This is a genomic window from Alkaliphilus oremlandii OhILAs, assembly GCF_000018325.1.
Taxonomy (GTDB): Bacteria; Bacillota; Clostridia; order Peptostreptococcales; family Natronincolaceae; genus Alkaliphilus_B; species Alkaliphilus_B oremlandii.
This window is the reverse complement of record NC_009922.1, coordinates 82,374-101,714: the sequence shown is the minus strand read 5'-3', so window position 1 is coordinate 101,714 and position 19,341 is coordinate 82,374. Positions and strand designations below refer to the sequence as shown.

Here is a 19,341-nt window from a genome sequence, read left to right as displayed (position 1 = left end):
ACTCTCTCATCAACTTTACAAATTAATTCAATAGATTTTCAGAAAAAAATACGGAGCTAAGATCCCCTAAGATGTTCCCTTCCTCATCTTGATATATCATATTATTTTGAAAAACCAAGTCTCTGGTTCCAAATTGAGGAACAATTTTCTGCGTTTGAACATTGCATAAATCCTCACTAAAAATGATATCCATATCAAATAACTTTTGATTCTTTGTAAAAAGTCCATGGATTCCATAAGCAGATATGAGAAGCCGATTGCCTTCAGCCTCATGAATTACATACTTAAGTTTATAATCCCCTTGATATAGAAACTCTTCATCAAAGGTTAAAGCAGTTGTATCATCTACAATCCAAGTCCCTTCTAGCGCTTCCTTCCAATCTAGATTTGCTCTATCTGCCCTCTTTTCCTGGATTTCTAACAAGGTATCGTCTTCTACTTCCAAAAGTGCTCGTCCTTCATAGAAGTTGTATAGTTTCTTAGTAAACTCAAGGTCAACAGCATACCATTCTTTTTGAGAAAATACTTTTTCACCTAAAAAAACAATGGATATGGTATCCTCAGCATCGTTGCCGAAAAAGTGGACCTTTATGAATGGCTCCTCCTTAAGGTTCTTATCCATCTCCTTAAGCACCATAGTATTGAACAAATCGACTAAGGCTTTAGTATCCTCGTCATCCATCACAAGCTTTAACATCTTGCCGTTGCCGATTACAACACTCTTGAAATTATCTTTTTTAAATCGCTGTGAAGCATCCTTATGACCAGAACAACCAGCTAAAACCATAGTTATAGACAAAACCAGTATGATCAGCTTTTTCAACTTAAGGCCTCCTTTGAGTCTCTTAGAACTGAAATCGTGAATATCCTCGTCTACATAGTAAAAAATATAGATTTCCAACTCTATCCCTATTATTTCTTTGCTACCATAATCAATGGAAAAGAGACCATTGGGTCGTATGCCTCCTGATTGAAGCTTCCATAAAGCTGAATATCTTGAAATCCTAATTCCTCTAATAAGCCTACAAACTCTGTAGATTTTATTGGATGAAGCAGAACACTATTTTCTAATACATTTTCGTTTACTCTTAGTATGGTTCTAAAATTTATTTTATGTTGCTCTGGCCAATAGTCATAATATCGCTCAAAAACTAAAGGAACATCTTCATTTTTTATTGTCGGTAATTGTTTTACATCTTGAGCCAAAACTCTATCGTAATTCACGATTTGAATTAATAAATGGCCATTTTCCTTCAAGCTGTTTTTACATGATTTTAGAAATTCGTAGATTTCCTCGTTATTATTGAGATGTACTACAGAATTACCGATGCAAAAAATCAAGTCAAAGGTTTTGTTTAGCACTTCTATATCTAACATATTGAGCACACGAGCATCGATGCCTGTATCCCTCGCTTTTAATGCTTGTACCATTTCTTGGTCTAAGTCTATGGCAGTAACCTGGTGTCCACTATCGTTTAAGGATTTGGCATAACCACCACTGCCGCAGGCTACGTCTAAAATATTTTTTGGTGCCTCTCCCACAATTTTTTTAATTAACTGAAGCTGTGCTTTCCCCGTAGGAAATATATAATCATAGTATTTGGATATTTCAGTATAAAATTTTGACATGGGTCCACCTCTTTCTTCGAAATTTCTCATCTACGTATGGATTGTTGCATCACGATCATGATTGAGTGTAGAATCTGAGCTCTAATTCAAAATCTAAAAGCATGACTCTCCTTAATCCCAATCTAGCAATCTTCTCTGCCCTTCCAATCCTCGTATTTCGGTTATATCTTGACTCACTTCTAAGGTTCCACGATAGATGCCCTTCGCATCTCTTAGTGCAAAATATTGTATTAAGATCATTTTTCCCTTTAACTCAATCCAAAACTTTGCAGAATCCTTTTGTCCAGTTCTAAACCCTTCTATGATTTTTTGGACAATATGGACACTATCCGGTGGGTGACAGTTGTTGACATCCCTTCCGATAATCGCAGGAGAACGAGGAAATATTCGATCCTTCGGTCGCGTAAAGTATCTTACCTTGTTGTTTTCATCTACAAAGGTCATATCTACTGGCAATGCATTGAAAATCATTGCAACCTGCTCGAGGCTCAATTCTCCCGTTTCTGTTTTCAGCTTGTATTCTCCTTCGAAAACCTCAGTTCGTCCCTCTGAATCTGTGCGATACATTTCGATCTCTTCTTTTGCTTTTTCTATGAAGGAAAATTCATACTCCAGACTTTGCTTATGCATGTCGTACCAATCCTGAGGGCTTAAGACCTCGCTTGCGGCTGGAAAAAGAATTAAATTCTCTTTCTTCGCTACCCCTAAGATTCCAAAGAATAGCTTTCCGATGACGCCATTGACCTCTTTTTCATCACTTTCCTTTGATTGGAGAATACTTACAGTCTCCTGAATTCGATTTCTTACTTCATCATGTAATGCCCACATAATTTTTAATCCATGGAACTTCTCCATGGTTTTTTCTAAATAAGGAAATAAGATATTTTCCTTTTTTAAATAGTGGTGTTTGATCGCTTCAAGAGCCTTAACCTTAGGAATCAGCTTTTCTTTCTTTATCTCTAAATTTTCTTCCTTTAAGTCTATTTTTATCTCTTCTGCCCTTTCAAAAAGAGCCTCATTCTCAAGAATTAAATCCACTAGAAAATTATCATTTGCAGGTCTCTCCCATTGGTGATGGGACAGGCTTTTATAGAAGACATTGATGATCTTATCTAAAAAAACTAGAACTTCTTTAGGCTCCATTCCTTCCTCTAGTAATGCATAAAATACTTCAAAAGCTTCTTGGGGCTTCACATTTTCAATATCACTTTTGTACTTTAAGTAAAGCTCTGCCCCGTTTAAATTATCTTTTATGCCCTTCACATACTCGATCAATCCATTGATTTTTTCTCTGTCTTGGTTCATTGCATCACTCCTTTCTGCTGTTTCTAATAGTATAGTTACTCTATCGTATGTGTATTAAATTTAAATGGATTCCGAATAAAATATTTTATAATAAAGTTCTCCTTTTCCTTTCAATTTCCTTCCAAGTCCTACTATTTTTGATATACTAATTTTATAATCTAAATATTTATGTGGGTGGGATGCGCCATTCACATGAACTTAAACTTCATTATGTAGCGTAAAGGAGAATCTATATGAAGCAAGATGATGATCACAATAAAAAGAAATTCCAAAAAAGAGAGTCGATCCTCATATATGTGACGACCTTAGCTCTAGTTTCAGTTCCTATGCTCTTTATTTTTGCTTTATTGTCTCAACACACCAACCCAAGGCTATATAGAGTAATGGAATTTCTTTTAACTCTATCTACGGTGCTTATCATTGCTGTCGTTCTTTTACGAAGATGTCCTTATTGTAAAAAAGCTATTGGAAGATACCATATCTTCCCTAAAAAATGTCCTCATTGCAGTAAACCATTAAAATAAGGTGGCATCCCATGGAATGCCACCTTATTTCTACCGTATCAAATTATTTATTAGCCGCAGCAGCATGTTCCTTTATTTAGGATGCCATCCAGCTTATCGATGAACTTCTCTGTTTGCTCTAATGTTCCTGTACTTACTCGAATCCAGTTATCCCACTTCCATAGGAATCCCGGTCTTATGATGATTCCTTGCTTCATCAGCTCTTCAAATACAGGCTTAGAATGTGTCCCTATATTCATAAACATAAAGTTTGCATTGGATTTTATATACTCCAGATCATTTTCTTCACAATACTTTTCCATCATCCCTAGGGATTCATAATTCAGCTTCACTGTTTTCTCTATATGCTCTGTATCTTCTAACACGCCTAAAGCAGCAGCCTGAGCTAGTATATTTACGTTAAATACATCTTTTACCTTGCTCATTTGAGATGCAATTTCCTTTGATGTAAGAGCATACCCTACCCTTACGCCTGCAATACCGCCTACCTTAGAGAAGGTTCTTAGGATCACAGTATTCGGTCTTTTTGCTAAGACATCCAAAGACTCTGGGTACTCTGGATTCACTTTTGCGTAATCGTAATATGCTTCATCCAATACAATCACCACATTTTCTGGAACCCTTGCAACGAAACCTTCCATTTCTTCTTTGCTTAAGATATTACCGACAGGGTTGTTTGGATTACAGATATAGATGATCTTTGTATTTTCATTGATTTTCTCAACAAATCCATCTAAATCATGTTTGTAGTCCTTTAACGGAAGAATAACAGGTACACCCTTCATATTCAGCACACTTGTTTCGTATAGACCAAATGTAGTATCTGCCATAATCGCTTCGTCTCCAGGATTGATAAAAGTCTGCGCTATGAGTTGTATAATCTGCTCTCCACCATTTCCTGTAATGATATTTTCATGAGTTAAATTGGTTCTTTTAGCAATTTCCTCTTTCAGCTTCATTGCATAAGCATCTGGATAAATATTAATGTGCTGAACTTCTCTCATAATTGCTTCCACAGCCTTTGGAGAAGGTCCTAACGGATTTTCATTAGATGCTAATTTCTCGATCTGATCGATGCCGTATTCTTTCTGCACCTCTTCAATTGGTTTTCCCGGTACATAAGGCTTTAAAACCTCCAGCTCTTTTCTAAATAAATTTGTAGTCATATCAACGACACTCCCCTCAAAATTATAGATTAATCTAAATCATATTCGTATGCTTCTTCTTCTCCCTTTAGTACTCGTAAGGTTCCAAGGGCTAAGGATTCTAGTTCATTTTCTCCAGGTAGAATTTCTATTGGCGCAATGAACGATACTCTTTTTACAATCCAATCCATCAGCATTTTTGAATATGCAATACCACCAGTTAATATAATTCGATCGATATTTCCCTCCAATACCACAGAAAGCTGACCAATGGCTTTGGCGATTTGATACGCCATGGCTTCATAAACAAGCTTTGCGTACTCATCACCATTATCGATTCGATCTTGTACCTCTAAGGCGCTGTTGGTATTGAGATAGGATACTAAACCACCTTTACCCCTCAGCTTTTTATTTACAACAGATTGCTCTGTGGTATAGCACATGCTGACAAGCTTATCCGTCGGCAAAACCCCTGCTCTTTCTGGAGAAAATGGCCCCTCAACATCGGATACCATATCCACCATCTTTCCTTGGCGATGGGCACTTAAGGAAATACCTCCACCTAAGTGCGCCACCACAAAGTTACAATCCTTATAGGCCTTTCCTATATTACCAGCAGTCTTTATGGCCGCAGCTCTCATGTTCAAGCAATGGGTTAAACTCTGTCTTTCGATCTCTGCCAAACCTGAAATTCTTGCAATATCATCTAATTCATCTACAGAGATAGAATCGTAGATATAAGCATTGACACCGATAGAATCTGCGATTTCCTTCGCTATGATAGAGCCTAGGTTCGATGCATGCTCAATAATCGGTCTATTCTTTAGTCGATCTACCATGGCATCGTTTACTTTATATGCACCAGAGCGTACTGGCGGCAGCGGACCTCCTCTACCTACAACGGCAGAAAGACTCTTGATATCAAAATTATTTTCCTCTAAAAAGCTTAGGATTTGTTTGTATCTCATTTCATATTGATCTGTAATTTTGTTGTACTTTGCAATTTCATCACTTGGATGCTCAATATTCTTTTTAGATATCTCCTTTGTATCCTCATAGATTGCTATTTTTGTTGAAGTTGAACCTGGGTTGATCGCTAGTATTTTAAAAGACACTGAATTTCCTCCCTTAAATAATGTGGATTCTTTTACTACGCTACAGCCTTCATACCTTCCTCAAAGGCCTTGATATTAATCTCTACAAATTGCTCTTTTACATTTTCTCGGATAGCTTTCTCCCAGTCAATGTCTGTCAGTCCCATCGCCTTAACCAAAGCGCCTAAAAGTACAATATTCATCGTTTTTGGGTTGCCGATGCGTTCTGCTATTTGCCCTGCGTCTAATATACTGGTATTCACTTTTTCTTTTATTGTTTCTATGACACCCTCTGGATAATCCACATTCCCCATTAAAATTGGTGCCGATGGAATTTTAAAGTCATTCACGACAGCTCTACCCTTAGGATTTAAAAACTCTAACCACCGAAGGGCTTCCATGGCCTCAAATGAAACTAGAATATCCGCTTGACCCTTTCCGATAATTGGTGCATGAACCTTCTTACCGTATCGAACCTGTGTGGTCACGCTGCCACCTCTCTGCGCCATACCGTGAACCTCTGACATTTTAACATCGTAGCCAGCATCCAGTAGACCTGCCGATAATATTTTACTCGCAAGAATCGTCCCTTGTCCGCCAACGCCAACTAATAATAGACTCTTAACTTCTGACATATTATTCACCCACCTTACTGATTGCTTTTACTGGACAAACTTGAAGGCAAACGGTACAGCCTACACATTGCGTCTTATCGATGGTCACTTTTTTTGTTTCTTTATCGAATCGAAGTGCAGGACAACCGGTTTTGATACACATTTTACATCCAATGCATTTTTCGTGGTTCACTTCACATAGACCTTTATAGTCCCCAAACTCCTTCTTATCTTCAGGAGATAAGCTCTTTAGTACACATGGCCATCTCGTAATAATAACACAAGGCTCATCCAATGCCATTGCCCATTCTAAGGCTTCTTTGCCTTCTTTCAGGTCTAAAGGATTGATGGTTCTTACGTGCTCCACGCCAATAGCCTTGCATAAAGCCGTAATGTCGATTTCCTTTGTTGGCATTCCTTGAAGGGTGTATCCCGTTCCTGGGTTTTCTTGATGTCCTGTCATTCCTGTAATTCTATTGTCTAAGATCACATTAATCGTATTCCCTCTATTGTACATCGTATCCATCAGTGAATTTATACCTGTATGAAAGAAAGTAGAATCGCCGATAACCGCCACCATTCTCTTATTGACATCATGCCTGTTTAATACCTTTTGAGCACCATGGGCCATGCTAACACTTGCGCCCATACAAATAATGGTATCTACAGTGCTCAGCGGCGGCGCTACCCCTAAGCCATAACATCCGATATCGCCGTTCACGATGATGTCTTTTTTCTTGCTAAGCTCATAGAAGAATCCTCTGTGCGGACATCCTGCACAAAGTGTTGGCGGTCTGTTTACTGCAATGCTTCTATCGTAGTCCACCATTTCCCTTTCTTCACCAAGCAAAGACTTTGCGATAATATCCGGATTCAGCTCACCAATTCCTGTAATTTTATCCTTACCAATACAGTGAATTCCTGCTGCTTTTATTTGATCTTCAATATATGGCTCTAGCTCTTCTATTACGTAAAGCGTTTCTACTTCTTTGGCAAACTCCTTGATCTTATCCATTGGAAGTGGATGGGTAAAGCCCAGCTTTAGATAAGAAACTGTATCACCAAATACATCCTTGGCATATTGGTAGGATACGCTGGATGAAATAATGCCAATTTTCTTATCATTCCATTCAAAGAAGTTCAAGTCTGTTTCATTGGAGAATTTCTCTAACGCTGCCAATCGATCCTCTACTACAAATCTTAGAGCCCTTGCATTGGCTGGTACTGTTGCATATTTTTGAGGGTTTTTCACATAAGGCTTTAGCCCTACTTCTTCTCTTTCACCAAACTCAACGACGCCCTTACCGTGGCAGATTCTCGTTGTCATTCTTAAGATGACGATGGTATCAAAACGTTCACTGATTTCTACAGCAGCCTTTACCATGTCTTTACACTCTTGACTATCACTTGGTTCTACCATTGCTACCTTTGCAAACTTGGCATACAGTCTGTTGTCCTGCTCATTCTGGGAGGAATGACACCCTGGATCATCGGCTGAAACCAATACCAAGCCCCCATTCACTCCTGTATATGCATAAGAAAACAATGGGTCGGCAGCAACGTTTACGCCCACGTGCTTCATTGCAGCCAGTGCTCTTGCACCTACAACGGATGCCCCAATCGCCGATTCTAAGGCTACCTTTTCATTGGGTGCCCATTCTGCTATGATTTCCTTCTTGTAGGGTGCAATGTTCTCTAGTATTTCTGTACTGGGCGTACCTGGATAAGCCGCTGCATATGTAATCCCTGCTTCGTATGCACCACGGGCAACTGCCTCATTACCTGTAAGTAACTGTTTCATTTTGTATCCCCCTTCTATTTCGATTCAATTTGAAATGGATAGTAGTTTTAATTTAATAATTCATCTTATTACAATATGTGCAATTTCTATGCCAATTCAATTTAACTAAATATTTAGACTTTTTGTCCATTTTTGCTACTTTTTTGGTAGGATTACAAAAATAATAGGGATTAAAGGGTGAATAACCCTACCCATTAAACCCTTTGCTCTTTGCATAATAGTTTAAAATATTTTTCCCCCGATCCGTAATCAGGGTACCGCCCCGTCCTTTATAAACCTCTACCATGCCCTTGCTTTCTAAATAAAGGAGCATGTTCCGAATTTCCTGTTCTCCTAGGAACATTTTCTTCTGTTTGGCAATAGTCAGTAGGCTTCTTCGTCCCAACCTTTTATTGCTTAAGAACGCTTTTTCCAATTCCTCTAATATAAAAATATACTTCGGTAGGTCTTTTCCTGCATCTTCCTTCAAGTCATTATAAATATTTCTTTCTTCAGAGCTGACGATGGCTTCCGCATCCTCCTCTAGAAGAATATTTCCTTCCACCTCTTCAAAAATTTCAAAGGGCAGATCTTTTACATCGACTTCTTTTATTTCTAGACTCACCAAGTATTCTATATAGTTTTTTAGCTCCCTTACATTTCCCTTCCAGTTGTAGGATAAAAGTACATCCTTTGCCATTTGAGATAAAACGAAGGACCCTCTAAACTCTGCTCTAAACCGATCTACTAGGGTTTCAATATCCTTTTTCCTAGATCTTAAAGGTGGAATCTTTAGAGGTAGGACATTCAATCTGTAATATAGATCTTCTCTGAATCCTCCCGTTGCCATCATCTCTTTCAGATTCTTATTGGTTGCAGCAATAATTCGAATATCCACATTGATGATGCTATCTCCGCCCAGGCGCATGACCTCTCTCTCTTGAAGAACCCTCAGCAGCCTCATCTGAAGGCTGGGCGGCATCTCCCCTATTTCATCTAAAAATAAGGTGCCGTTATGGGCAAGCTCGAATAATCCTGACTTTCCTCCTTTTCTAGCACCGGTAAAAGCACCTTCTTCATATCCAAAAAGCTCACTTTCCAAAAGGCTTTCTGGTAGGGCACCACAATTGATGGCGACAAACTGAAAATTTCTTCTTTTGGAGTTATTATGAATTGCCTGTGCAAACAATTCTTTTCCAGTGCCGCTTTCCCCAGTGATCAATATGGAGGAATTGGACCTTGCCATCCGCTTTGCGATCTCTATGGTTTTCTTTATGTTCTCGCTTTCTCCAACGATGTCCCCAAAGTTATATTTTGCCTTATGACCCTTGCCTATAACTTTTGCTCTCAATCGATGCTGCTGACTCTCTGCATCGCTGAACCTTCGAATAATGGCCACAGCACCATATAATCGTTCGGAGTGGACGATAGGATCTACAGATACGATTAAATCCACGCCATTGATCTTAATTAAGATCTCTCTTACAGACCTTAGATTTTCTAGGACATCCTTAAAAGGAATTTGAGGAAACAGCAGAATACCATCTCTATGAACCACATCTTCCCTTGTATAACCCACTATTTCTCCTGCGTTTTCATTATATAAAAAGATACTTCCCTTGGCATCAATACCTATTAAGCCATCGTCAATGACCTGCAAGAGTATATCCAATTGCCCCTCCGACATGTTCGTCATGCCTAGAATTCGAGAGAGTCCGTAATTGGCCGTTGCAATTTCCTTATAGCTCTTTCCGATGTTCTGTCGATTTAATATATGTAAATAATCCAATCGAACGCCAATTTCAATGATGGTATTAATATCTAAAAGACTGTTGCCAATATTGAGGATATTTGTGGTGTTCAGAGGAATGTTACTAGATTTACCTAAAACGATGATCATTTTCTCTTTAAAATTACCCTCTGTCGTTGGACAAATAGGGGTCAGATTCATATGATCCACTCCAATTTCATAGAGTGTGGATACCATTTGCTTGGACATCTCCATGCTTTCGTCTAGGAAAAATGCTTCTGTTCCCTCTTCAATGTCCATCATCTTATCTAAACCACCTTTTGAAATCGTTCGATCTGCAAATAGAACCTTATCCACCTTTTTTATCAGATGTCTTACTTTCTCAAAGGCGTCGAAGGAAGGCAGTAAAATTAAATCGGCTACGATCTCCTTTTGAATTGGCCCATTCTCCAGACAGTATTTTTCAATAATCAAATTATCCTGAAAGAGGCTTTGAATCTGCTCGTAATATATTTCTAAAGTTCCATTGCTATAGCATAGAATCGCTAACTTCTTTTTCACTTCGCCACCCCTTCCTATCCATGTTTTGCTTATATGTTAATTATAGTGGAACCGTCCGTAAATTGAAAGTCCTGCATTAAAATGAAAGAACTAGGTGCTTTAGGAAAGCGCCTAGTTCTTTGTAAGTTTTATAATTTTATTGTTCTCTTTCCCATTTCACGATTAAGTTTCTTGCAGCCTTTGCTTCATCGATTCTTCTTACATGGGTATGGTGTGGTGCATTTTTTAATAGCTCCGGTGTTTCCTTTGCTTCATCTGCAATTTTATTCAATGCATCGATAAATTGATCCAAGGTTTCTACACTTTCTGTTTCTGTTGGTTCTATCATCATGGCTTCATTTACAATCAGTGGGAAGTAAATGGTTGGTGGATGATATCCGTAGTCTAAAAGACGTTTTGCAATATCCAATGTAGAAACACCTAAAATATCTTCATTTAAACCACCCAATACGAACTCATGCTTGCATACCTGTTCTATTGGTAGATAGTATTTTTCCTTAAGCTTATGCATCATGTAGTTGGCATTTAAAACTGCCTTTTCACTAACTTCTCTCAATGCTGGTCCATAGGAAAGAATGTAGGTATAGGCTCTAACTAGAATTCCAAAGTGTCCATAGAAGCTCTTGATTTTACCGATAGAATATGGTCTGTCGTAATCTAGTACGTATTCCTCTCCTTTTTTCTCAATAACAGGAGAAGGAAGGAATTCAACCAAATCTTTTCTAACACCAACAGGTCCGCTTCCAGGTCCGCCACCACCGTGGGGTGTGGAGAATGTTTTATGTATATTATAATGAATAACGTCAAATCCCATATCGCCTGGTCTTGTTACACCCATAATTGCGTTCATATTGGCACCATCATAGTATAGCAATCCACCTGCATCATGAACTAGATCTGCAATTTGCTTGATATTTGTTTCAAATAATCCTAAGGTACTTGGGTTTGTTAACATTAAACCAGCGATTTCATCGCTTAAAGCAGATTTTAGGCTATCAATGTTCACAGAGCCATCTGGATTTGATTTAATTTCAACAACATCAAAGCCAGCAACAGCTGCACTGGCTGGATTTGTTCCATGGGCAGAATCCGGGATGATAATCTTCGTTCTCTTAAGATCGCCCCTCTTCTTATGGTAAGCTTTGATAACCATTAACCCTACAAGCTCACCGTGAGCACCTGCTGCAGGTTGAAGGGTCATTCGTTCCATCCCTGCTACTTCTGCAAGCATTTTATCTAATTTGTACATTAGCTCTAAAGCACCTTGCACAGTTTCCTCAGGCTGATATGGATGGATATTTGCAAATCCAGGAAGCACCGCCATATCTTCATTGAGCTTCGGATTGTATTTCATGGTACAAGAGCCCAATGGGTAGAATCCCGTATCAACACCATAGTTCTTGTTGGATAATTGAGTGTAATGTCTGATAACATCCACTTCACTTACCTCCGGTAAATCTAATTCTTTATCACTTAAAAATTCTTTCGGGATTAGGCTTTCAAGATTTACTTCCTCTACGTCACATTTCGGTAAGCTATAGGCTTTTCTACCTTCCTTAGAAATCTCAAATATTAGTTTATTGTAATCTGACTTCATTATATCACCTCCATTACTTTAGCTAGTTTATCGATTTCTTCCTTCGTTCTCTTTTCAGTTACGCACAGTAATAAGCCATTTTCCATTTCTGCATATTCTTTTCTAAGCTCATATCCGCCAAGAATACCGTTTTTAAGTAGCTCCTTGTTCACCTGAGTAGGATCTAGGTCACTTGTTAAGGCAAACTCTTTAAAGAAAGGCTTGTTGAATAATGGTTTAAACTTTCCACTCTTTGTAAGTTCATTAAATGCATAATGGGCTTTTTGTGTACTTTGCATTGCAACTTCTTTGATCCCTTTTTTACCTAAAATCGTTAAATACATGGAAGCCATCAATGCTACTAAACCTTGGTTGGAACAGATATTTGAAGTCGCCTTATATCTTCGGATATGTTGCTCTCTTGCTTGCAGTGTAAGAACGAAAGCTCTCTTGCCATCTATGTCATTGGATTGACCAATGATTCTACCGGGCATTTTTCGGATCAGTTTAGAAGTTGTCGCTAGGAATCCTAGGTATGGTCCTCCGAAGTTTAAGCTACTTCCTAAGGATTGACCCTCTCCAACAACAATATCTACGCCTAATTCGCTGGGGCTTTTTAATATTCCTAAGGAAATCGGATCTACATAGCTAATCAGCAGTCCTTTGTTTTCATGGATGATTTTCTCAGCTTCTGTAAGGTCCTCTATAATACCGAAGAAGTTCGGGCTCTGAATGATAACAGCAGCAGTTTCTTTACTTACTAAAGATTTTAAATGATCGATATCTGTTACGCCTTCCGCCATATTCACTTCTACCAACTCGATGTCTCTAAGCTCTACATAGTTCTTTAATACTTTCCGTACCTCTGGATGAACTGTTGAAGAAACAACGATGGATTTACGTCTCGTGTTATCTGCTGCCATTACTGCTGCCTCTCCGCAAGCAGTTGCGCCGTCGTACATAGACGCATTGGTTACGTCCATGCCTGTTAAGTTACAGATCATGGTTTGATATTCAAATATTGCTTGCAGCGTACCTTGGCTGATTTCAGGCTGATACGGTGTATATGCTGTGAAAAACTCTGATCTTCCTGCTAAATGCTTAATTATACTCGGAATATAGTGATCATAAGCGCCGGCCCCTAAGAAGCAAGTCAACTCATCGATATTTGTGTTTTTACCGCTTAACTCTTTCATATGACGAAGGATTTCCATTTCAGAATATGGTCCTTCTAAATCTAGTTCCCTACCTAATTGAAGCTCTTTAGGTATATCGTTAAATAAATCCTCTAGGTTATTTACTCCTATAACTTCCAGCATTCGCTTGGTGTCAGCATCTGTATTAGGTATGTACCTGTGCATATTATGCCTCCTTTTCACAGAATTCTGCGTATTCTTTATCGCTCAGTAATCCTTCAAGCTCAGAAGGGTTTGTTAATTCAACTTTAATGATCCAGTTTGCAAAAGCATCTTCATTTAAAAGCTCTGGTGCACCGTCTAATTCTTCATTTACTTCTAAAACCTTTCCTGAAACCGGTGAATAAGCGTCTGATGCTGCCTTTACAGATTCAACTACGCTGAAAGCATCTCCTTGTGCAATTTCATCGTCAACTTCTGGTAATTCAACGAATACGATTTCACCTAAAGCGTGCTGTGCAAAATCTGTAATACCAATATAAGCTTCATTTCCTTCTACCTTTACCCACTCGTGATCCTTTGAATATAAAAGTCCTGCTACAGTTTTCATAAATTATTCCTCCTTGAGATGATTTTGATTTATATGTTAAATTTATTTTTTAGTACTTCTTGTATAGAATTTCTTGCTTACCACTTCTGCCTTTAGTGTTTTCTTTCTTACTTGAATATCGATTGGCGTACCCAGTGCTGCGTACTCTGCATCAATTAAAGCGTATCCAATGTTCTTTTTGAGTGTAGGTGAATTATACCCTGTTGTTACAACACCAATCACCTTGTCGCCTACTTTAACCTCGTACCCTTGTCTTGGGATACCATTTTCCTTCATTTCAAAGCCGACTACTTTTCTTTTCAGACCCTCTTCCTTCTGGCGGACAAGCGCATCCTTTCCAATAAAGTTTTCTTTATTTAACTTAACGAAGAATCCAAGTCCAGCCTCTAAAGGAGAAATATCCTTGTCTATTTCGTGACCATAAAGCGGAAGAGTCGCTTCAAATCTCAATGTATCTCTGGCACCTAATCCTGCTGGCTTCAATCCTCTGTCTTTTCCAACTTCAATGATTTTATCCCATAAAGCATCGACTTTGTCATTATCTACATAGATTTCAAAGCCATCTTCACCAGTATACCCCGTTCTTGAAATTAGACAATTGGCACCATTAATCACCACATCATTTTTAAAATAAAAGAAAGGGATTTCCGAAAGATCTGTATCTGTCAGTTCTTGTACAATTTCTTCAGCCTTTGGTCCTTGAACCGCTACTTGGGAAACGCTATCTGAGATGTTGATAATCTCCACATCGTATGCCCCTTTGTTCTCGTTCATCCAAGCAAAATCTTTATCTGAGTTGCTTGCATTTACTACCAGATAGTAATATTCTTTGTTAAACTTATATACCAACAGATCATCTACGATGCCACCATCTGGATAACACATAAATGTATATACAATCTGATTGTCCTCTAATGCAGCCACATCGTTGGTAACTAAATACTGAACAAAGGCCTCTGCATCTTTTCCTCTCACTTCAATTTCTCCCATATGGGATACATCAAATATTCCTGCTGCGTTTCGAACTGCCTCATGTTCTGCTGTTAAGCCTTCAAATTGTACAGACATTTCCCATCCTGCAAAGTCCACTAATTTTCCACCATATCTGTTATGTGCATCAAACAGTGGTGTTCTTTTAAGCTCTGTCATGAATACATCCTCCTTTTATACAAAATTATGAATCCTTAAGAAACATAGAAATATATGTTTTTAATAAAATCAGTCGTAAATCTTACGTGGTATAGTAAGACACTATATCAATAGAATTGTAGTCATTACGACTATATAATATGCATAGTTTTATATATAATATTCACATAATAGGACGGATATGGCCGGCTATACAAATGCATATATCTTCTTAAAATTCTCACTATATCAACAGGTAAAAAAACAAGAACCACAATGGAATAGTAAGAAAACCTGCCATCATGCTCCTCTGTATTTGTGCCTGAGAGTTTCTACACTAAAAAGTATTTCTCCTACGGCGCCGCGTTTACGGTCTCTCCAGAGATTCATCCAATAACGATCCTTTTGCCTGAAAGATTCTATGGAAGAATGGCATCTTCTATATTGCTTCTTCGGCTATTCCAGTAAGAATATCTCTCGTTATTTTCATCTGATCCTGTATGTATTTATTAATACCCTATGACCTTATCATACCTCTTTTAACATCCCTTTTCAACTTTTGATATTTTTTTAACATCGGTATTTTTAGAATATTTTAACTTTTGATTCACTGTCAAAAATATCTACTCTTAGAACAATAATATGTCTACTTCCACGCTCAAAGCTTTATATCCATTGAAAATAAAGGAGAATTTAAGGGTGCCCCGCCCTAATTCTCCTTGTTTTCATGATATCTCTTATCAACGTAATTTCCGATTGCATCGGCAATATGCTTTGAGTATTTTACAGCATTTACAACGGTTTTTGCCCCTGTAACAACATCTCCTGCTGCAAAAACGCCCTCCCTTGTGGTCATTCCATTTTCATCTACGATCGCTAATCCCTGTGAATTCACTTCAATCCCTGTGGTTGTAGATATGATATTAGCTCTAGGCCCTTGGCTGATGGCAATCATTACAGAGTCGCACTGGAATAGTTTTTCCGATCCTTTAATTGTCGCAAATCGGACTCCTTTTTCATCTTCTATCTTTTCTGTTTCCGTATAAATTACGCCCTCTGCTGTAATCTCAAGAGGTGCTTTATAAAGCTCAAATCGAACGCCATCGATCTTCGTATATTCTATTTCATGCTTTGTCGCTGTCATTTCTTCAATGCCTTTTCGATACATAATGGTTACTTCCTTTGCACCTTTTCTAACAGCAGTTCGGGCAACATCCATGGCTACATTACCTGCCCCTATGACGCACACCTTTTTCCCTAAATTGTACACGTCTGGATTTCTTAGGTAATCGATTGCAAAATGAACGTGACCTAAGCTTTCACCTCGAATATCCAACTTTTTCGGCTGCCATACACCAGTTCCGATGAAAAGTGCATCGAAGCCATCTCTTAGAAGTTCATCTATGGTTAGTTTGGAACCAATTAAAGTATTGGGACGAATCACAACACCTAGATCTGTTAGCCATCGTTGAATTCGGTCCAGTATGTTTCTAGATAATCGGAACTCAGGAATACCATATCTGAGCATACCCCCGATTTTCTCTCTCGATTCAAATATGGTTACACTGTATCCTCTGAGAGCCAATATCAATGCGATTGTGATTCCTGCTGGCCCAGAACCTATAATGCCAATATTACCGCTTTGCTTTTCTGCCGGTTTTAAATCCAATAGCTCCAAATTATAATCGGAAATATAATGCTCTATATCCCCTATTTTAACAGGATTTGATTTAATTCCTTTGATACAGTTTCCTTCGCATTGTCTTTCGTGGGGACATACGAGAGAACATACGATGGACAATGGGTTATTTTCAAATACCATCTTTCCAGCTTCATGAATATCACCCTCTAAAAGTAGTCGAATCATTTCTTTTATTGGTGTATTTATAGGGCAACCTTGTTCGCATCTTGGATTTTTACATTGCAAACATTGTTTTGCCTTATCGAGTACGTGCTCTGCCACAATATCAGCTCCTATATCTTTTAAATACTTCATTTTCTTAGGTTATTTTAAAATACTATCTTATTATAATAGGCAATAATCTCTAAAATGGCAATAGAAATACGAAAAATGTGCCCTACTATTTTATAGAAATTCAAGGAAAAAGATCTATTATATAGATTTAATATGTCCTATTTATTTGAACATTTCAATAATACCTTAAATTGATATTTTCTAAGCAAAAAACTGCCCTTTTCATGATTATAAACCACGAATGGGCAGTCCAATATTTATATGGAGTCCAATTACTTTTTACAATAATATATCCTTATTTACCATCTAATTTTTTTAGTTCATGTACTAATTCTTCTGGAATATCTACGACTTCTTCTATCTCAACATCCTTAATTCTAGTAATATCATGAAGAAAATAGGTTTTAATCTCAGCTGCATCCTTCGTATTGTTAATTCGTACCTTTACAAGTTCCGATAGCACGTTTACTTCAGTTACGGTACCTTCTCCATCCGGTGTTAGAACAATAGCGCCTACACCTGGTAGCTTCTGTAAAATTTCAGCATATACATCATACTCGTATTTGAGACAACAAAATAGTCTGCCGCATATACCGGATATCTTAGCTGGATTTAAGGAAAGACTTTGGTCCTTTGCCATTTTAATTGAAACAGGTTCAAAATCACCAAGCCAAGTAGCGCAGCATAGGGGTCTACCACAAGGTCCAATGCCACCAAGCATTTTTGCTTCATCTCTTACACCAATCTGCCTTAGTTCGATTCTCGTTTTAAAAACAGCAGCTAAGTCCTTTACTAAATCTCTAAAATCCACTCTACCGTCCGCAGTAAAGTAGAAAATAACTTTATTATTATCAAAAGTATATTCAACATCGACTAGATTCATATCCAGCTCATGTTTCCTGATTTTCTCTATACAGACTTCTAGCGCTTCCTTTTCCTTTAGCTTATTTTCATTATGTCTGGTGATATCTTCATCCGTTGCAATTCTAATAACGGATTTTAGCGGACTGATGATATCCTCCTCCACAACATTTTTAGGTCCGACTACGACCTGTCCGAACTCAATTCCTCTAGCAGTTTCTACGATGACAAACGCATTTTTAGTTAACTCTATGTCACTGGGATCGAAATAGTATATCTTTCCTGCCTTCTTGAACCTCACACCTACAACCGTTACCATTTAGATAAAACCTCCTGAATATTTAAAAGCATAACCTCTATATTCAAATGAAACTGAACATTGCTTTTTAAATTATTTTTTGCATTTTCTATGATAAAGATAATATCCCTTAGTTTCCTAAAATCTATTCTCCCTGCTTTCAGATCCAATTCCTGCTTCTTATCTACATTTGTTATAAGCTCTATATTTCCAGTTTCTTTATAGACGAATACGTCCCTATACCAGCTTACCATTAAATCTAGAATTTGCTCAACATATATTTTCTGTTCTTCAAAAAACATTGTATATTCCAATATATTCAGTACCTTAGCTCCCATTAAAGCATTACATAAATCAATGGTATCCTCTCTTCGCTTATAAAAGTCCTCATTGCTAAGCAGATCTAAAGCTTTGCCAATAATGCCTTCTGAAAGTGCAGCGAGCATCTGGGCACGGTCCGGATCCATATCTTTCTCTTGGATCAAATAGGATTTGATACGATCTGAACTGACTGGGCTTAACTTTATACTTTGACACCTCGAAATAATAGTAGGAAGCAAGCTACTTTTTTTTGTAGTCAGAAGAATTAATGTAGCATAGGCTGGCGGTTCCTCTAATGTTTTTAAAAGAGCATTCTGCCCTTGGATGTTCATCTTATCTGCGTCACATATGATGTACACCTTATGAGAACCTTCGTACGGCTTTAGTTGTATATCCTTTATCAATTCCCGCACTTCATCTACCTTTATGGTGCCTGCTTCTTCTATTATCTTGATTCCAGGATGGTTTCCACTATTAATCTTTAAACAGCTATTGCATTTCCCACAGGGTCTTTTACTATGATCGAAACAAACTAGAGCTGCTGCTAGTTTCAGAGCCAACGCTTTCTTTCCTAAACCTTCAGCGCCTTCAAATAAATAGGCATGGGCTACCTGATTTTCAAGTACTGCTTTCTCTAAATTTTTTATTGCTTTTTCCTGCCCAACAATACTCTCCAATGTCATTTTTGCCCCTACCTTCTCTTACAATTTTACATGTTTTTCAATATCTACAACAAATATAGTCGCTCCACCAACTCGAACTTCTACAGGGTATGGAATAAATACCCCTGCTGCACCAGATATCGGTGTTGTAGAAGTAATGGTTTGCTTTCTAGTTTCACAATTGTCTTTTATAATTCCAATTACTTGATCTACTTTTTCATCGTCAACACCAATTAACAAAGTAGTATTTCCAGATTTTAAAAATCCGCCTGTGGTTGCTAACTTTGTCACCATAAACTTAGATTTTGTTAAATCTTCTATCAGATGATGCACATCCTCATCATTAACAATGGCAATAATTAATTTCATATC

The 19,341-nt window shown here is 37.9% G+C and carries 17 protein-coding genes and 2 riboswitches; of the genes, 1 reads left to right on the top strand and 16 read right to left on the bottom strand.

The annotated features are described in order from the left end of the window. Window positions 1-22: 22 nt before the first annotated feature. From CLOS_RS00475 to CLOS_RS00465, 3 genes are all read right to left on the bottom strand, one after another. Window positions 23-823, bottom strand: a complete 801-nt coding sequence (locus tag CLOS_RS00475; protein ID WP_041718851.1) for a hypothetical protein — start codon at window positions 821-823, stop codon at window positions 23-25. Window positions 824-912: 89 nt separating this feature from the next. Then, window positions 913-1,629 carry a class I SAM-dependent methyltransferase gene (locus CLOS_RS00470; RefSeq protein WP_012157960.1) on the bottom strand — a complete coding sequence of 239 codons (717 nt, stop codon included), beginning with the start codon at window positions 1,627-1,629 and terminating at the stop codon, window positions 913-915. Between the two features lie 111 nt (window positions 1,630-1,740). Beyond that, window positions 1,741-2,934 carry a DUF438 domain-containing protein gene (locus tag CLOS_RS00465; RefSeq protein WP_012157959.1) on the bottom strand — a complete coding sequence of 398 codons (1,194 nt, stop codon included), beginning with the start codon at window positions 2,932-2,934 and terminating at the stop codon, window positions 1,741-1,743. Between the two features lie 233 nt (window positions 2,935-3,167). On the opposite strand from CLOS_RS00465, the gene CLOS_RS00460 reads away from it, so the two are divergent. Continuing rightward, window positions 3,168-3,458 (top strand): hypothetical protein, encoded by a 291-nt coding sequence (locus CLOS_RS00460; RefSeq protein ID WP_041718850.1) that lies wholly within the window; start codon window positions 3,168-3,170, stop codon window positions 3,456-3,458. Between the two features lie 50 nt (window positions 3,459-3,508). Here CLOS_RS00460 and hisC read toward each other — a convergent pair whose 3' ends face one another. The 13 genes from hisC to CLOS_RS00395 all read right to left on the bottom strand — a co-directional run bounded on the left by hisC (window position 3,509) and on the right by CLOS_RS00395 (window position 19,338). Further along, window positions 3,509-4,624, bottom strand: a complete 1,116-nt coding sequence (gene hisC, locus CLOS_RS00455; protein ID WP_012157958.1) for a histidinol-phosphate transaminase — start codon at window positions 4,622-4,624, stop codon at window positions 3,509-3,511. A 29-nt stretch (window positions 4,625-4,653) separates the two neighbouring features. Beyond that, window positions 4,654-5,718: a butyrate kinase gene (gene buk / locus CLOS_RS00450; RefSeq protein WP_012157957.1), complete on the bottom strand. Its 1,065-nt coding sequence runs from the start codon at window positions 5,716-5,718 to the stop codon at window positions 4,654-4,656. 35 nt (window positions 5,719-5,753) lie between these two features. Continuing rightward, window positions 5,754-6,332: an indolepyruvate oxidoreductase subunit beta gene (locus CLOS_RS00445; protein ID WP_012157956.1), complete on the bottom strand. Its 579-nt coding sequence runs from the start codon at window positions 6,330-6,332 to the stop codon at window positions 5,754-5,756. Between the two features lies 1 nt (window position 6,333). Beyond that, window positions 6,334-8,112, bottom strand: coding sequence for an indolepyruvate ferredoxin oxidoreductase subunit alpha (gene iorA / locus CLOS_RS00440; protein WP_012157955.1), 1,779 nt, complete (start codon window positions 8,110-8,112; stop codon window positions 6,334-6,336). 187 nt (window positions 8,113-8,299) lie between these two features. Beyond that, a complete protein-coding gene (locus CLOS_RS00435; RefSeq protein ID WP_012157954.1) occupies window positions 8,300-10,402 on the bottom strand; it encodes a sigma-54 interaction domain-containing protein in 2,103 nt (700 codons plus the stop codon). 136 nt (window positions 10,403-10,538) lie between these two features. Continuing rightward, window positions 10,539-11,999 (bottom strand): aminomethyl-transferring glycine dehydrogenase subunit GcvPB, encoded by a 1,461-nt coding sequence (gcvPB, locus tag CLOS_RS00430; protein ID WP_012157953.1) that lies wholly within the window; start codon window positions 11,997-11,999, stop codon window positions 10,539-10,541. After that, window positions 11,999-13,339 (bottom strand): aminomethyl-transferring glycine dehydrogenase subunit GcvPA, encoded by a 1,341-nt coding sequence (gene gcvPA / locus CLOS_RS00425; protein WP_012157952.1) that lies wholly within the window; start codon window positions 13,337-13,339, stop codon window positions 11,999-12,001. Before gcvPA ends, gcvPB begins: the two co-directional genes overlap by 1 nt. Before the next feature lies 1 nt (window position 13,340). Further along, window positions 13,341-13,724, bottom strand: a complete 384-nt coding sequence (gene gcvH / locus CLOS_RS00420; protein WP_012157951.1) for a glycine cleavage system protein GcvH — start codon at window positions 13,722-13,724, stop codon at window positions 13,341-13,343. Window positions 13,725-13,766: 42 nt separating this feature from the next. Then, window positions 13,767-14,873 (bottom strand): glycine cleavage system aminomethyltransferase GcvT, encoded by a 1,107-nt coding sequence (gcvT, locus tag CLOS_RS00415; protein ID WP_012157950.1) that lies wholly within the window; start codon window positions 14,871-14,873, stop codon window positions 13,767-13,769. 287 nt (window positions 14,874-15,160) lie between these two features. Beyond that, a riboswitch (glycine riboswitch) is annotated at window positions 15,161-15,236 on the bottom strand. 3 nt (window positions 15,237-15,239) lie between these two features. Continuing rightward, window positions 15,240-15,342: riboswitch (glycine riboswitch) on the bottom strand. 219 nt (window positions 15,343-15,561) lie between these two features. Continuing rightward, complete coding sequence (locus tag CLOS_RS00410; RefSeq protein ID WP_049753751.1) at window positions 15,562-16,848, bottom strand: NAD(P)-dependent oxidoreductase; 1,287 nt, start codon at window positions 16,846-16,848, stop codon at window positions 15,562-15,564. A 274-nt stretch (window positions 16,849-17,122) separates the two neighbouring features. Continuing rightward, window positions 17,123-18,007 (bottom strand): PSP1 domain-containing protein, encoded by an 885-nt coding sequence (locus CLOS_RS00405; RefSeq protein ID WP_012157948.1) that lies wholly within the window; start codon window positions 18,005-18,007, stop codon window positions 17,123-17,125. Beyond that, window positions 18,001-18,990 carry a DNA polymerase III subunit delta' gene (holB, locus tag CLOS_RS00400; RefSeq protein ID WP_012157947.1) on the bottom strand — a complete coding sequence of 330 codons (990 nt, stop codon included), beginning with the start codon at window positions 18,988-18,990 and terminating at the stop codon, window positions 18,001-18,003. The genes CLOS_RS00405 and holB overlap by 7 nt, the downstream gene beginning before the upstream one ends. Before the next feature lie 18 nt (window positions 18,991-19,008). Beyond that, a complete protein-coding gene (locus tag CLOS_RS00395; RefSeq protein ID WP_012157946.1) occupies window positions 19,009-19,338 on the bottom strand; it encodes a cyclic-di-AMP receptor in 330 nt (109 codons plus the stop codon). Between the last annotated feature and the right edge of the window lie 3 nt (window positions 19,339-19,341).